Source organism: Nostoc sp. MS1 (assembly GCF_019976755.1).
Lineage (GTDB): Bacteria > Cyanobacteriota > Cyanobacteriia > Cyanobacteriales > Nostocaceae > Trichormus.
In genome coordinates this window covers 144827-159957 of record NZ_AP023443.1, presented here as the reverse complement: position 1 = coordinate 159957, position 15131 = coordinate 144827, and the positions used below count along the sequence as shown (strand labels likewise).

The 15131-nt window shown below is 41.4% G+C and carries 17 protein-coding genes and 1 pseudogene; 15 read left to right on the top strand and 3 right to left on the bottom strand.

Going from position 1 to position 15131, the window contains the following annotated elements:
• The 10 genes from NSMS1_RS33085 (at position 1) to NSMS1_RS33040 (ending at position 5476) form a co-directional block, all read left to right on the top strand.
• Positions 1–195 (top strand): hypothetical protein, encoded by a 195-nt coding sequence (locus NSMS1_RS33085; RefSeq protein ID WP_224095720.1) that lies wholly within the window; start codon positions 1–3, stop codon positions 193–195.
• Positions 179–394, top strand: a complete 216-nt coding sequence (locus NSMS1_RS33080; RefSeq protein ID WP_224095719.1) for a hypothetical protein — start codon at positions 179–181, stop codon at positions 392–394. The genes NSMS1_RS33085 and NSMS1_RS33080 overlap by 17 nt, the downstream gene beginning before the upstream one ends.
• Positions 376–1947, top strand: coding sequence for an FtsK/SpoIIIE domain-containing protein (locus NSMS1_RS33075; protein WP_224095718.1), 1572 nt, complete (start codon positions 376–378; stop codon positions 1945–1947). The genes NSMS1_RS33080 and NSMS1_RS33075 overlap by 19 nt, the downstream gene beginning before the upstream one ends.
• A gap of 17 nt (positions 1948–1964) precedes the next feature.
• Positions 1965–2804 carry a Bro-N domain-containing protein gene (locus NSMS1_RS33070; protein ID WP_224095717.1) on the top strand — a complete coding sequence of 280 codons (840 nt, stop codon included), beginning with the start codon at positions 1965–1967 and terminating at the stop codon, positions 2802–2804.
• Positions 2805–2848: 44 nt separating this feature from the next.
• Entirely contained in the window at positions 2849–3475 is a 627-nt protein-coding gene (locus NSMS1_RS33065; RefSeq protein ID WP_224095716.1) for a hypothetical protein, read from the top strand.
• Between the two features lie 48 nt (positions 3476–3523).
• Positions 3524–3691, top strand: coding sequence for a hypothetical protein (locus NSMS1_RS33060; protein WP_224095715.1), 168 nt, complete (start codon positions 3524–3526; stop codon positions 3689–3691).
• Between the two features lie 318 nt (positions 3692–4009).
• A complete protein-coding gene (locus NSMS1_RS33055) occupies positions 4010–4180 on the top strand; it encodes a hypothetical protein (RefSeq protein ID WP_224095714.1) in 171 nt (56 codons plus the stop codon).
• 23 nt (positions 4181–4203) lie between these two features.
• Entirely contained in the window at positions 4204–4437 is a 234-nt protein-coding gene (locus tag NSMS1_RS33050; protein WP_224095713.1) for a hypothetical protein, read from the top strand.
• A gap of 24 nt (positions 4438–4461) precedes the next feature.
• On the top strand, positions 4462–4728 hold the full coding sequence (locus tag NSMS1_RS33045) for a hypothetical protein (protein ID WP_224095712.1): 267 nt from the start codon (positions 4462–4464) through the stop codon (positions 4726–4728).
• A 259-nt stretch (positions 4729–4987) separates the two neighbouring features.
• Complete coding sequence (locus tag NSMS1_RS33040; RefSeq protein WP_224095711.1) at positions 4988–5476, top strand: hypothetical protein; 489 nt, start codon at positions 4988–4990, stop codon at positions 5474–5476.
• Positions 5477–6018: 542 nt separating this feature from the next.
• On the opposite strand, the gene NSMS1_RS33035 is transcribed toward NSMS1_RS33040, so the two are convergent.
• From NSMS1_RS33035 to NSMS1_RS33030, 3 genes and pseudogenes are all read right to left on the bottom strand, one after another.
• Positions 6019–6402: a hypothetical protein gene (locus tag NSMS1_RS33035; RefSeq protein WP_224095710.1), complete on the bottom strand. Its 384-nt coding sequence runs from the start codon at positions 6400–6402 to the stop codon at positions 6019–6021.
• A gap of 1165 nt (positions 6403–7567) precedes the next feature.
• Positions 7568–8083, bottom strand: a complete 516-nt coding sequence (locus NSMS1_RS35515) for a class I tRNA ligase family protein (protein WP_411908710.1) — start codon at positions 8081–8083, stop codon at positions 7568–7570.
• 42 nt (positions 8084–8125) lie between these two features.
• Positions 8126–9436 (bottom strand): annotated as a pseudogene (locus NSMS1_RS33030) (class I tRNA ligase family protein); the annotation flags it as partial.
• 640 nt (positions 9437–10076) lie between these two features.
• Here NSMS1_RS33030 and NSMS1_RS33025 point away from each other — a divergent pair.
• The 5 genes from NSMS1_RS33025 (at position 10077) to NSMS1_RS33005 (ending at position 14803) form a co-directional block, all read left to right on the top strand.
• On the top strand, positions 10077–11651 hold the full coding sequence (locus NSMS1_RS33025; protein WP_224095953.1) for a GMC oxidoreductase: 1575 nt from the start codon (positions 10077–10079) through the stop codon (positions 11649–11651).
• A gap of 284 nt (positions 11652–11935) precedes the next feature.
• Positions 11936–12976 carry a tyrosine-type recombinase/integrase gene (locus NSMS1_RS33020; RefSeq protein WP_224095952.1) on the top strand — a complete coding sequence of 347 codons (1041 nt, stop codon included), beginning with the start codon at positions 11936–11938 and terminating at the stop codon, positions 12974–12976.
• A 40-nt stretch (positions 12977–13016) separates the two neighbouring features.
• The gene (locus tag NSMS1_RS33015) at positions 13017–13631 is read left to right on the top strand and encodes a hypothetical protein (RefSeq protein WP_224095544.1); all 615 of its coding nucleotides are present in this window, start codon (positions 13017–13019) and stop codon (positions 13629–13631) included.
• Positions 13632–13652: 21 nt separating this feature from the next.
• On the top strand, positions 13653–14120 hold the full coding sequence (locus NSMS1_RS33010; protein WP_224095951.1) for a hypothetical protein: 468 nt from the start codon (positions 13653–13655) through the stop codon (positions 14118–14120).
• Entirely contained in the window at positions 14117–14803 is a 687-nt protein-coding gene (locus NSMS1_RS33005) for a hypothetical protein (protein WP_224095950.1), read from the top strand. Before NSMS1_RS33010 ends, NSMS1_RS33005 begins: the two co-directional genes overlap by 4 nt.
• The last annotated feature ends 328 nt before the right edge of the window (positions 14804–15131 follow it).

Here is a 15131-nt window from a genome sequence, read left to right as displayed (position 1 = left end):
GTGAAAACAAAGTACATAATTCTATCAATCTCTGGACTATTAGGAGCATTAGCATTTGGTTATTTCAGTAGCCAAATATTAAGTCCAAAAGTCACACTATTCGTCGGCAGTGGTGCATTTGCTAGTGGTGCTGTCTTACAGATTAGACAACATCTATCAACACTAAAGGTAAAGAATAATGTCTCAAATCTGTAAAATACTAATTTGGATTTGCTCCTTTGTCATAGCAATGGCGGTAGCACAACTTATTAGTTTATTACCCTGGTCATCAGTAGTAGTAGGAGTGGGGGCATTTATTACTTATTCCATAGGTAAAGCTGATAACTCAATGTTGTTACAGGTGATTGCTGCCGGGTTAGCTTTTGGGTGGTTGAAATGCTTTTTAGTTGGTTAAAAATAGGTTCAACTGGGTTAGCTGCTCTGTGCCTAACTTTGTCGGCTAACCCCAAAAATGTAACTTTGTTTATCCCCACGAATATCGCCGCGATCGCTCTATCAAGTGTAGCTGGGGTCGAATTGCGTAAACTGATGCGTCACTATCAAGATAAAGAGCGAGTAGAGGATATGCTCTGTGCGCTTAAGGATACTCAAGCCGAAGAACAGTTGCAATTCCTCTCATCGGCTGCCGAAAGGAAACGTGAAAATGAGGATGCCGACAAGCGTACCGAAAGACAGTTAGGTCTGTTGCAAAAGACAGCCCCACTCTTTAGTGAAGTTCTCAGTTTAACTGGACAGAACGGTGCGATTGAACGCATGGCCTTGGGGATGATTCAGAACGGTGAGCCGTTGGGTAATGTTTTACTGGCGGCATCTGAAGCCGAAATGCAATTTGAACAGGCTAAACTGCAAGCTCAAATTCATCAGCGACAGTTAGAGTTACAAGCTCAACAGATGAAAAGTGCCTCGGTCGTGACGGTGAGCGCAGCAAGCGATAATCAAACGGCGGCGGCTGCACCAGTTGCTAACTCATCAAAAATTGAGGGGTTACAAAAAGCAGCAAAAGTAGTGGGGCTGCCTACTCAATGTTTACGGGTTGATAAAGCTCCCAGCTACGAGCGATTGATTTTCTCTGTCAGAACTGAAGATTTTAACTCCTTAAATAAGTTTAAGGCAGCAGCTAAACTTGCATTGGGAATCACGGCGGCTGATCTACCCATATACATTTATGCTCCTGAACAAGTAGCCATAGAAGTACCACTCCTTCCACAAGACCGCACATATTACAACTTTCCCGCAAGGCATTGGAACATGGGCGATCGCCTGATTGTGCTAGGTCAGTCACTTGATGGCGAAGTCTTGATTGATTTATCTAGTGAGGATACGCCACAAATTCTCTGTGTGGGGACTACGGGTTCTGGTAAGTCTAATTTGTTTCGGGCGATCGCTTACTCTCTGTTGATGCAAGGGGCGCGGGTGGATATTTGCGGTGGTAAGGTCAGCGACTACGAAGACTTTGCCGACCGCTTCCCCACCATCTCGATGAACGACATGGGTAACACCTTTGAGTTCGTGGGTGAGTATTACCAAGAGTGCGATCGCCGCAACAAAATGACCAAAGCCGAGCTAGCACAACAGCCTGCATGGATTTTGTTAATTGACGAGTACAAGGGTACTGTTCCCCTGGATGAGCAGATGCGTAAAGCCTATGATCAGCAGTTATGTGAAGTGGCTAGGCGTGGGCGTGGGTTAAAGATTCATATTGTTGTTGGTTTACAGCGTGGGGCTAAACGAGGTAAGGATGACCCGCAAGGATTACCCCCAGATTTACGTGATAATCTGCCATGCCGGATTGCTTTCCGTTGCGTTGATGCTGTCAGTGGTCGCATGGTACTGATGCGGCGAGGCGAAGCTGTGACTTCACTTCAAGGCAGGGGTGACGGCATTGTGCAATCTGGATTACTTGATAGACGTTTTCAGGCTTATCGATTTGAGAATATCCCAGCTTAGTTTTGAGGGAGAAATTTATGTCGTATCTATCAGTTTTTGTTTTTGAATCTCAAGAAGTTCGTTTTGTTGGTACAGCAGAAAAACCTGAATGGGTAGCGGCGGATGTGTGTGCTTGTTTAGAACTCAGCGATACTAGCAAATCTTTAGAAACATTAGAACTAGATGAAAAGGGTACGAAGAATGTTCGTACCCCTGGTGGCGAACAAGAAATGTTGACTGTGACGGAGCCTGGGCTGTACCGCCTCATCTTCAAATCTCGTAAACCTGTTGCCAAGCGATTTCAGCGTTGGGTCTTTCATGAAGTCCTTCCATCTTTGCGGCATACTGGTAAATACGAAATGCCTCAATCTACTCAATCCACCCAAGCACAGAATACCAGACTTAGCCTGGACGAACTCCTCAATTTTGGGCAGAAAGTTCTAGCTAGTACAAGATTAAGTCCCGAACTACAAACAATCACGGTTGTTCGGGGTATACAAGCTCTGTATCCAGAAATTGCACCGATGGCCCAAGAGTTAGTCGGGGCAATTGGCGAAACTGTTGCAAGCAGCGATCGCCATGTCTCACCAACAGTTATTGGGGAAATATACGCCCAACGTAACAATTTACCTAAGCCAATCAAGGCTCACATCGTCAATAAAGTTTTGGAATCGGCGGGTTTGCAATATAAGGAAGTTGAAGTTAAGACTAATTCCCAAGGTAAACAAAGTCACAAGAATATTTGGTATTTGACTGAGGCTGGCAAGCAATGGGGAATGCTCATGCCTGATAAAGCGCGTACCCATGACAAAATCATTGAACACGTCCGATGGTTGCCAGAAGTTTTAGACGTAATTGATTTAAGCGTTCTGGGGTAATCAAGAATTGCTTTCCTATACCTTTACATCCCTACACTCTAATCATGTTACCGTCTAAATTTGTCGAAGAAGCAGGGTTCCCCATACCCTGGCAAGAACGAGACTTACAAAAATATATCAGCGATCGCCTCACAGCAAGAGGATTTACTACCCGTTTAGAAGCACCTGCTAACGGTGGTAGAGCCGATATTGTGACCAATTGGCAGGGTGGGGCGATTATTGAGTGTAAAAAATATCTCGACCGCAACAGTATTTTTCAAGCTGTCGGGCAACTTAACCTTTACGGCTTGAACAACACTTACAAGTTGATTGTCATGGGCTTCCTTACACCTGATGCCCGTGAGCAGCCATCCGCGCTCAAGACTGCCTCAATGGTTGAGCAGGATGGACGTATACAGGTAGTTTTTGTGAATCTTGAGGAAGAATGGTTGCCTGGAGCTAAAGTCAGAATTAGTTTTGGCAAGTTAAATTTTCTTAATCTTCGCCTACCCCAACTACCTAATTTTCACTCTTGGCATTGGTGGTTCAATGTTGCTAAAGCTCATCCTTTGATTTTGATTCTAGTTGGTTCTTTGTTCTTGGGAATATTACCAGATATCAAGAAATTTGCTTCTAATACCAGTGGTACTAATTTAGAGCAAAAAGCTATTGAATCAGCGCACCAGGAATAATTTTACTGCTTAAAACTTTATTTATTAAATATAGGAGAATAATTAAGAATGCAATTAATTCAAACTGCCAAACCTAAACCCACCACTCAAAATTATCGACATCTGCAACGGTTGCCAATAGTCCGGCGCAAGCAAACCAATTGGGCGGAACTTGAAGATTTTGGGTATCGTAACATGAGGCAGATTGGCCAGAGTTTTCCTAGATGTCTATCCTAGAATTTATGAACTTTAACATTACCGGGCGATTGTCCGGTATTGTTTTTATATGAAAGATACATTAATATTAAGCTCTAAGCAAACATGAACCTAGATTATTCATCCTCAAATAATATTCATACTGGTGAAATATTCGCCCAGATTGAAACCGAGATACGGCGCTTGGACTGGACACAAGAGAATATTAAAAATTATCTAATGCAGACTTTCAATAAACGCGCACGAGTTTTTCTAACTGTGGAGGAGGGCGAGAAGTTTTTAAGTTATTTGCAGTCTCTCTAATTAGTAAAATGAATATATTTAACGAGTACAAACATTATGAAACTAACAGATTTATCTACCAATAATTCTAGTGAACAGCCGTTGATAATTGACGAAATAGCTTCTATCAAACAGCATCTACAAGGGCATCCCCAGCGTGAAGAGATTTTGCGGAATATCCGAGAGTACGAAGCTCAGATTTTGAAGCAGGAACAGGATAAGAAATAATTATTGTTAATGGTTTCAAAATAATGAAAGGAAAAATTTTAAGAGAGATTGAATGTGAGGATACAGGTAAGATACTATTTCGTCAGGGTCAAATTATCGAGTGTGGCTATCACACCCAGATGGGGAAGATATCAGACGAGAAGACCGATTTTATTTGCGTGAGGCAATGGTTACTGGTAGTGCCAGAACCACGTTGCATTACAGAAGTTGATTTTCTGACATCTGCGGATGTAATCGTTCTTGGTGAAGTTATTTGATTGAATGAGGTGATGGCATAACTTATGGATACACCACAAGATTTTAGTTTCTTAGATTCAAAAAAATATTTAGAGTTTAATCCCTACAATCAAATGAAAGCAAATCTTGTAAAAAAGGCTATGTCACTCAATTGTAATGTTGAGTCTATTCCCATTGAGGATATAGCCGCTATCCTGGCTGATGATGAGGATTTGATTATGCTGCTTAATGAACAAAACCAGTGGAGTTCTACCCTATGTTCTAAACTATCGTATATTCTTCAGCATAGAACCACTCAACTCCTCGATTAGTATGTGCGATAGCTTAAATACAAGGAAAAAAATACAGTTAGGATGTGCGGATTCATGATTTAACTTCCTCTCGTTCACGCACCATCTTGCGAATTTGATAAATTCTTGAAGGAGACAGGTCTAACTCCAGGGCGATCGCCCGTCACAGACCACCTTTAGCCCTCACGGGGACGGAAACCCTTCATTTCAGGGTATCTTTCTAATGTAATATTTTATCCAGATGGCAGTCAAAAGATGTTTCGTTTGGTTGGTGGAGACTATGACACGCTGGAATATTACAGGTACTTGGACTGGTGAATACTCTTATGATCCAAACGATTTATATCCAAATCATCAACTAAGTGTTCCCTTTACATTAGTAGTACAACAGTCTTGGTTTGGTAGATTTCGAGGGCAAGTTCAAGATGATCCACAAAGAGGAATACCAGAGCAAGGTTTTGTTAAAGGACAAATAACAGGTTATAAAATTTCCTTCTTTAAACGCTTGCCAGTGTTTTACGTTGCATCATCCACAGGCTTGAAAACATTATTTGATTACTGGTTAGAAGAGTACAATATTTCATTAGATCATGAAGTGGAACATCCACCAATTCATTACATCGGAGAATTTTCCGATTTACACAATCAAGCAAGTGGAGTATGGCGACTTGGAGGCAATACTATTCGTGTTCTAAGCCAAGGCAAACTAATACAAACAGTTCTACCTGTAAGCACCGGGATATGGCGCATGGAACGAAATATAAACTGAAGCTTTTTGCTTCTCTTATATTCTTTGAAGGCCTTTAAATAATTAAATGCCTTTTCTCTAAAAACTGACTCCTCAAAATTTAAACAATTAAATGCCTTTTCTTGAAAAAATCTCGATAGACTACTGAGTTTTCCCATTATTTCATAAAGTGGGCAAACTGCGATCGCCGTAGGCGGGCGGTAACGCCATCGCGCTCTTATAACCCTGCCCAAAGTATAATTTAAAACGCTTGCTATTTTAGGATTTCACGCTTTAATGGCAATAGTCTTTCGTTCCACAAATATTCTTTTATCATACTCAATTGCATAATTAGAGCCATATTTTATAATTTTCTTTATTTTACCCCAATATATCAAGCCTTCCCTATCTAGAAAATATTGGATGTGTTTAAAAAACTTATAGTAAGGTAAAACTAAGTTATTTATTTTTAAAACTTTTTTTCTAATAAAGCACGGTTTATTAGGAGTGATGAAAAATTTTAAAAAAGACATTAATTAGCAATTATATGTTTATTTATACGCGGTTTTAACTTAAAAGTATCCTTATTCTAGTTTTTCATTTTGTACTTGTGCAGTGGAACTAGCCACTTTAATTTTAGAAAAATTTAAATCAGAAACTTCATCAGCATTTATGTTTTTTGCAATCAAATCTGTTTGACACTCAGAATCAATGTCGGCTTTGATCCCAGACATAATTTTTTCACAAGCATCACTAAGAACTGTCAGCATTTCTTCAGTAGCGACTATTGCATCCTCAATCAAAAGTAAGTTTTCTGTTTTTAGAACGTTAGATTCTTGTAAGGTTTGAACTTCTGTTGAATTTAATACCAAACGTAAAGTAGTTTTGTAGCCCATCAGAATATTGTGGATGCGGTTATGAGCTATAAAAAGCTTTTGAGCTTCAGCGTTAGTTAATGTTGTCTGCATATTTTTCGTTATTGTTATTATTAATCATTATATTCAATAGTTAGTGTCCACACAATTTCTGCGAATAAAACTCCAAAAGAATCTCCTCTCCCCCTGCTCATTAGACAACGATCTCACTTTTTCGCATTGCTCGCAGTGGAGGAGAGTAATTGTTTAAAACTGGAATTTGAGGAGCTAGACCATAACTCTAATTGCACAAGACCCAAAAAACCGAGTGACTTGACAGTAATTTTTTAAAACTGACAAATAATTCTGTATATTTTGGCACGGGGATAGCCTTAAATGCCTGTAGTTTTGTTTTACCTCGACATTACCTAGATATTACCTTGACACAGAATTTGATTAACTAATTTAGTCTAAAAATATACAATATTTTGAATTAAAAGCGTGTCTAGGTTAAATTAGCTTAAAAACTTATCTAAAGACAAAATTATTTACCTAGACGATACCTATACACTACAGAGAAAAAACATTCTACTAACTTAATTTATACATCAAGCCGAGAAAGACAAACCTTCAAGCGATAAAATGCTAATTCAGTCGCGCTCACCAGGACGTAGCCAAAAAGTGCCACCACATTTGCAGTTGTAACTGACCTAGACGATCAGTGAACGTTACCTAGATGCAATCTGAAGCAAGGTAAACCGTGCAGATTAATACGTTTTGTAAAGTATTAACCGAAGTGCAGATATTGATGCTAATGAACAGTTAATATAAGGTATGGGCTAGAAGTATAGATAAACGCCCATCCATATCCCCTACATTCCCCGTAAAGACTTTGAGTTATTTCAATAAGTCAGCAACGGACACTAGATGTCTGAAAGTCGCTATTTTCAAAAATCCTGTGTTTTAATCGTAGTTTATATCGGATAAAAGATAAGGGTTATTTATTTTGTGTAAAGAGAACTTGTAATATAAGCGTAGTATAAATAATACAAAGATCGGGAAGATTTGCACGACGATGCTCCGCCCCGCCTTCTTGCGATCGCACTGTAACTGAAGCAAAAATTTGAGCAAAACAACTTGCTGTTTATTTACAAAGAAAAAGCAATGTTGTTTGAGATTCTGGTTGATAACGAGAAGTCCCAGAGAAGCCTACACTCCTGGATCTCTGGAGTGTAGGAGTATGTCACGTTGTTTTAGCCAGTCTTAGGATTTATTGCGTTCAGGTGACAAAATTAAGAATGCGACCGGGAACGTAAATAGCACGTTGAACTGCCTGATTGTTTAAATGCCTTTGAATTGCTTGTGTGTGTTTTGCGGCTTCAATTGCCTCCTGTTGGGAAGCATTCGGTGAAAGAAGAATAGTAGTACGAGTACGTCCATTAATCTGCACTGCAACTGTTAAGAGTTGAGTAATCAACAATTGTGGGTCGAACTGGGGAAATTTTTGCTGATGAATTGAGCCAGATTCCCCCAATTGCTGCCAGAGTTCTTCGGTCACATGGGGTGCAAAAGGAGCCAACATCAATAGATATGACTTTAATTCCACCTCAGCAATACTCAACTTTGCTTGCAACATCTTGAAATAACTCATCAAGGCGGCGATCGCTGTATTGTATTTGAGTGATTGAATATCCTGGCAAACCTTGTGGATTGTTTGATGTAAACGTTGCTGTGAAAGCAAATCTGGCGGATGGGGCTGAAGACGATTTTGGTGTTTGAGTACCCATTGATACACTCGCTCCAAGAATCGTTGGATGCCAGCAATGCCGCGATCAGAAAAATCTCCACCCTGGTCGTATGGGCCTAAAAACATCAAGTAGGTTCGCAATGTATCTGCACCATATTCCTCGATGTAGTGATCGGGATTGACTACATTACCCTTCGATTTGCTCATTTTGGCACCCTGTTTAGTCAGCAATCCGTGTGCGCGGAACTGTCGAAAGGGTTCTTCAAAAGGGATATACCCCAAATCGTGTAACACCATTGTGATGAATCGAGTGTACAACAAATGGAGTACAGAATGTTCTGCACCACCAATATACATATCCACAGGCAACCATTTAGCTGTAATTGCTGGCTCAAATGGAACATTAGACAGATGGCTTGAGGGATAGCGCAAAAAATACCAAGCAGAATCCAAAAAGTTATCAGACACATCCGTTTCTCGCCGTGCTGCACCACAACAACAAGGACAGGTTGTATTGACAAATTCTGGAATGTCCGCCAAAGGAGAATTTCCTGTTCCTTGAGGCAACCAATTGTCAGTTTCTGGTAACTGTACTGGCAACTGTTCCTCTGGAACTGGAAGTGTACCGCAGATTTCACAATAAATAATCGGAATCGGCGGCCCCCAATAGCGTTGCCGAGAGATTAACCAATCTCGCAGGTGATACTGCACATTGCCATCTGTTTGGGAGCGACCGATCCAGTTTCTTTGAGCCGTTTTGACTTTTTCTGACCAATCCAATTGCTCCAAATTGTCTAACAACCGTTGAGCATACTGGGTGATTTTGAAGAACCACTGCTCTAATTCACGCCCAATAGTGAGTGTATTACACCGTTCACACTTACCGTCAATCACCTGCTCATCAGCAAGAACTGTTTTGCAATCAGGACACCAGTTTACTGTCGCTTTTTTGCGAACAGCTAACCCAGCTTTGAACAACTGCAAGAAAATCCACTGTGTCCACTTATAGTACGAGGGATCTGTAGTCTGAATTTCATGATTCCAACAGAAACGGTTGCCCATTCTTTTCAACTGCGTTTCTCGGAATCGATGAATATTACGTGCTGTGAGTTTGGCTGGATGAACGCCTTGCTTAATTGCAAAATTTTCGCTATGGATGCCAAAAGCATCAAAGCCCATTGGCTGTAATACTGCTCTGCCTTGCATCGCCATAAAACGACCGTAGATATCGGCTCCAGTAAAGGCATAGACATTCCCAACGTGCAAACCCTCAGCAGAGGGGTAGGGGAACATCATCAAATTGTAAAAGGGGTGAGCAGTCGTAGCTAAATCAACCTCATACAGTTGGGTCTGTTGCCATACAGATTGCCATCGGGCTTCTACCGTGCGGTGGTCGTAAATAGAATTTGGTGGAATAGAATTGGCCGGATCGAACTGATCCGGCGTTACAGGTCCCAGTCGTGCATGATTAAATCCTCAATCCCTGCTTGTAATATAACTGTAGCATCATGAGTATGCTTTTTCCACTCACTGTGAAATTAAAAGGTTAAGAAATCAAGCATCTGTACACTGTAGCGTCATGATAGATGCTAGTAATGAGTTTCCCGCTTCTCTAATAGATGATTTGCAATCAGACTGCTGAACTATCAAATTTGGTAAGTAGGGAGCGATTGTATTACACGAATTAGCCCTTTCGTGTCATCAATGGCTCAAATTATTGCTTTTACCTTGTTCTAATCTCTTTCAAATAAATCTTCTTAATTTATCTAAAGTAAGAAAAGTTTCCATCGTTACTGAATAAGCTTAACTCATTATTAATTAATTTTTAACCATAATTTAATTTAACCAAGTATTCTTGCTTAGAAATAATTAATCTGATACTACTTGTATTCATAAATGCCAATAATTGTTGTAAATCAAGCAAATTTTTCTAATTTAGGGAAATTTTTGGTTGCGAATATTAAAAATCGCCAATTAGCTAACTGAAATAACTACGATTTACAACCGCATAAACATGGCTTGTGAAAAATAGGAGTAAAGTATGTCCCAAATGCTAAATCGTCGTCGATTTCTTCAGGCATCGGCGGCGGCAGCTGCCAGCATAGGTGTATCCAATATTCGCACTTGGGCTGGCGGTGTTGACGAGTATGTTGAGGCGATAGTAATTGGTAGTGGTTTTGGCGGTGCTGTCGCATCATTGCGTCTTGGTCAGGCTGGAATTGAAACAGTTGTATTAGAACGGGGACGGCGATGGCAAATTAGTAGCGCAGGTAATACCTTCTCTACAACAGATAATCCAGATGGTCGTTCTACATGGCTTAGTCCTACTACAGTTTTACCCGCACCAGTTCCAGCAACCCCTATTAATGTATATACAGGTGTTTTAGACGTTAAAAGAGGTAATGGTATCAATGCTTATCGAGGGTCAGGTGTGGGGGGTACTTCGCTTGTCTATGGTGGTATCACCTATCAGCCAACTGAGGAACTATTTTACAAAGTTTTTCCCCGTACTATTAAATACTCTGAACTAGATAGAGTTTATTACCCACGAGTGCGTTCTATCCTCAAGTCCTCTCCAATCCCAGACGATATTCTACAAACTAAATACTACTTAGCCAGCCGTATTCTTTTGGAGCAAGCAGCCAGAGCGGGTTTAAATGCACGTAAGATTGACATCGCTTTTGATTGGGACATTGTTCGTCAGGAAATTACTGGTCAGAAAGTAGCTTCCATTATTGCAGGTCAAATTTACTATGGCACAAATAGTGGCGCTAAAAACAGCGTAGACCGCAACTATCTAAGTATGGCAGAAGCTACTGGTAATGTTGAAATCCGACCTTTGCACGTAGTCACTACAATTGGGGAATCAGACCGTGGACGTTATCGAGTTGTCTGCAATCAAATCAACGAACAAGGAGAAGTGCTTTTTCAAAAATCCTTTGTTTGTCGCTATCTGTTTTTAGCCGCAGGTTCAATTGGTACTACTGAACTATTGCTACGTGCTAAAAGCAAAGGTACTTTGCGCCGCCTCAATCGTCAGGTAGGAAAGTTTTGGGGGACAAATTCTGATTCAACTACTTTAATGATTAATGCTAGTGAGACTAATCCAACGCAGGGAACTCCTGGTGTGATATCAGTTGAGCATCTTGACAATCCTATTGCGCCACTAATACTTGAGCCATTCCAAGCGATTCCTTTTATCCCACAAGGTCTAATTCCTGTGCTTGGTCAGGGAATTTCCAAACCGGAGGGCTATCTTACCTACAATGTGTCTACTGGATCAGCAGATTTGTTCTGGTCTAGCAACTCAGCCGACAGTCAGAAAAATGCTCAAGCTCTCCAGTATACTTACCAACGGCTCAACCAAGCCAATGGTACAAGTCTAGCTGCACCGCCTGACTACAGTAGTACAGCACACCCGCTTGGTGGTGCAACCATTGGGCAAGTATGCAACACTCATGGGCAGGTCTTTGATTATCCCAACTTGTTTGTTGTTGATGGTGCGCTTATTCCTGGTTCAACAGCCTGCTCAAATCCTTCGCTGACTATTGCAGCTCTGGCAGAACGGAGTATGGATCACTTTGTCAACCGGATTCCTGATTATCGGAAAAGATAACCACTACAAAAGTTAATTGAATTAATTTAACCTTAGAAATTTTTGAGAAGTTAAATATTGTGAGCAAACAGCATCTTAGAAGGTAGTTGGGGTATTATAACTGTCCGATTAAGGCGGCTTAATATGGACAGTTCACTTAACCAAACTTTGTAAATATTTCTAACAGTTCGGGTGAACATCAAGATTTATCAGCATTTTGGCGATGAGGTAAACAGATTTTACCTTTACTCACTTACAATGCTTGGGTATTAGTTCCACAGTGCAACAAAGGGCGATCGCTGTTTATGATCAACAATACTCAGCTTGACAACCTACCGCCAATCAAGTTGATCCACATTCAGGATCAAGCACCATCAACCCTACACGGACAATCTAGAAGCAGGGCAATAAAAATAGCTTCCCCCACAGATATACGCTGGATCAAGGTATTAGAATTTCTTCGCAGCACAAATCTTGCACCAAACAGTCGCAAATTGTACGAACGCGAACTAAAAAGATTCTTGGGATGGACGCAACTGCATTATCACGAACTACGCCCACGCCATCTGGGACTGTACAAGGAATATCTGCGCGATGAAGTAAAAACTGATGCAGGAAAACCTTTGTCAAAAGCAAGTATCAATGCTGGGGTTGCCTCACTTAAAAGCTTTTTTAACTGGATGTGCTACACGTATCCAGATATAATCGCTACTAATCCCGTACTGGGGATAAAGCTAGAAAAAGTACCACTGCCACCAGCCCAAAGTTTAACTGATGAACAGATGGAGCGAGTGTGGTCAGCTTTAGAATTGTTGGGAGAGACAAAAGGGCGCGATACAGCACTTGTCCACATACTTAGTCACGGACTCCGCGCCGGAGAAATTGTACAGCTAAATGTTGGTTCTTTTGATGGCAAGCTGCTGTTCTTGCCTGATACTAAAACGAATGAACCACGATTAGTACCATTGCGAAAAGAAAGCCGTGAAGTCCTGGAAGAATATTTGCGATCGCGCAGCGAACAGGGTAAAGAACTCAATAGCCTCACTCCGTTGATGATTTCACACCATGCTTCATACAAAGGCGATCGCTTGAGCTATCATGGCATTTATTTTGCGGTAGAAAAAATTGGTGAACTAGCTGGCATTGAAGATTTACACCCCCACCAGTTCCGTCATACATACGCCACAGACTTATTGCTGTTGGGCGTTGACCCCAGCCATGCGCGGAAATTGACCGGGCATCAAAGCGAGAAGGCGTTCCGGCGTTATACTTTGCGTAGTGAGCAAGAGGCGGCGATCGCTGCTTATTATCGTGCAATAGGGGAGGAGCCAGAAAAGGAGTCGTAAGCAAAAATGAAAGAGCAACTAACTTGTTATCCTTGAAATTATGAGTCGTCCAAGAATCATTCAACCAGGACAGAGTTATACATTCAGTAAGTATTTTGACTTGCCATTTTCTCCAGAAGATATACTGGCTGAATTGGGTTGTAGTTATGGACGTGAGCGTTTGCAATTACCAAAAACAGAATCTTTAGATAAGCAGACCCAGCAATTGCAGCAGCTAATTGAACGCAATCTTAGACGAGTCAAGCTACTCAGTGAAGATGCGCGTAAACAAGCAATTATTGCACCAATATTATTGGAAGTATGTGAAATAGCACAAACCCAGTTGAGTATTGAGTATGCAATTAATGTGAGTGATCAATTAAAGGGCAACCTAGATTATTACATTGATAAAGGTAAAGGCTTGTTAGTGATTGAAGCAAAACAGGCGGATTTAAGCAGAGGATTTACACAATTAGCAGTAGAATTGATAGCTTTATCTGAGTGGATAGATTTGGATAAACCGATTCTTTATGGAGCAGTAACCACTGGTGAAGATTGGCGTTTTGCTAGATATAATCGTCAAGAAAAACAGATAACAGAAGATTTGAAGTTATATCGAGTACCAGAAGAATTACCAGAATTAATAGAAATTTTGGTTGGTATATTGAGTAACTAAAGGCAAGGGAGAAAACCACAGATGCCCAAGCCGTTAGACCCCAAATGCCAACTATGTGCGAAGCTACCAACCTCAAAAGCAAAAGTGCTGCATGGGCCAGAAGGCGATCGCTGCTGGAATCCAAAGGTCTGTCACAATCGCCGTTCGTTCTACCGGAATCGAACTAAAGATGATTCGGCACAAATTGAAGCGATCGCAGTTGCACTACCAGAAACATATTTTGCTGTGCTGTACTTATATAAAGACCCTGGCGATAAACCCTTGCACGCCTTGGGCGCAGAGCTATGGCTAGGTCAAAAGCCTGTCTGCCGCCTGGAGCCGATTCACTGCTTTGGACTGACGGCTGGTAAGATTCGAGCTTACACCGACAAGGTGTTACAGGCGTTTGCTAAGGAATATAATGTGACACTATATCAGTATAAGGAGATGTTCGAGATTGCACCGACACACTGCCCAGTACGACCCTGCCTATTGCACCCTGAGCCATGACCATTTATCGTCAGCTGACAATCTGGGACATTCTTGATGAGATATCCGAAGCGCCACCCACCTCTTCACTAGCTGCGGTGTGGAAATGTTTAGATACGGAGCTAGAGGATTTATCAGTAGAGGCACAATTAGTAACAGCCGCCACAGCCTTCTCCCAAATCGCGGATATTCTCAAAATCCGCGCCCAGTTGTTGTTAGAAGATGTCCGCGCTCAGACTGATACAGATGGGCCAGTCATCAGCACAGATATCTTTGCTGGTTTGGTGAGAACAACCATGCAGCTTGACTTGGATGACTTAATCGAAGAACCGCCACCGCAGAGCTTTAGACCGCATGGGCCGCATCAGTTCACTCATCCTATTACTAGAGATGATTCAGTAGCCGCACCTGTGGAGAAAGAGAATGTGCTGGCGATGCTGGAGATTCAGACTGTAGAGGACGTGCATCGTCTTGCAGGGGATGAGGATGTTGATAAGTGGCGGAGTGCGATCGCTCAGTATCTTGTGCAAGTCAAAGATGAGATTGCCCTGCCGAAGCTGCAACGCAAGTTGAAGATGCCGATGGTAGAGGTGTGGCTGGGGCTGCTGCTTGGTGGCTTTGCATTAGAGCAGCGTGGGGAGTTTTACGAGAACAACAATGTTTGGGTCAAGGGAAATTGTTCTGGCCGACTGATGCACGAGTAATGGTATCGGCAAGGTGAGCGTCAAGGTAAATGCCATAAGATTTTACATAGAATTAAATCTATGTCTTGTCATGAAAAGCCAGTTGACTACTTATTGAAGTCGGTGCAAGTAAGAAAGCCAATTAAGAAAAATTTGATTACTGAGCTAAAAAGCTTTATTTATGAGGCTTCTAGCAGCCAATGATGAGAAACTTCCTTGCTCGGTCGAGGTTGTTGCCTCTAATAATAGACCTCTTGCACGAATATTGAAAATTAATATAATCTCATTTGTGCCAGAGACTCCATGAATACAATTGACAACGGGAGAACGAAAATATTTTTTCCTAATC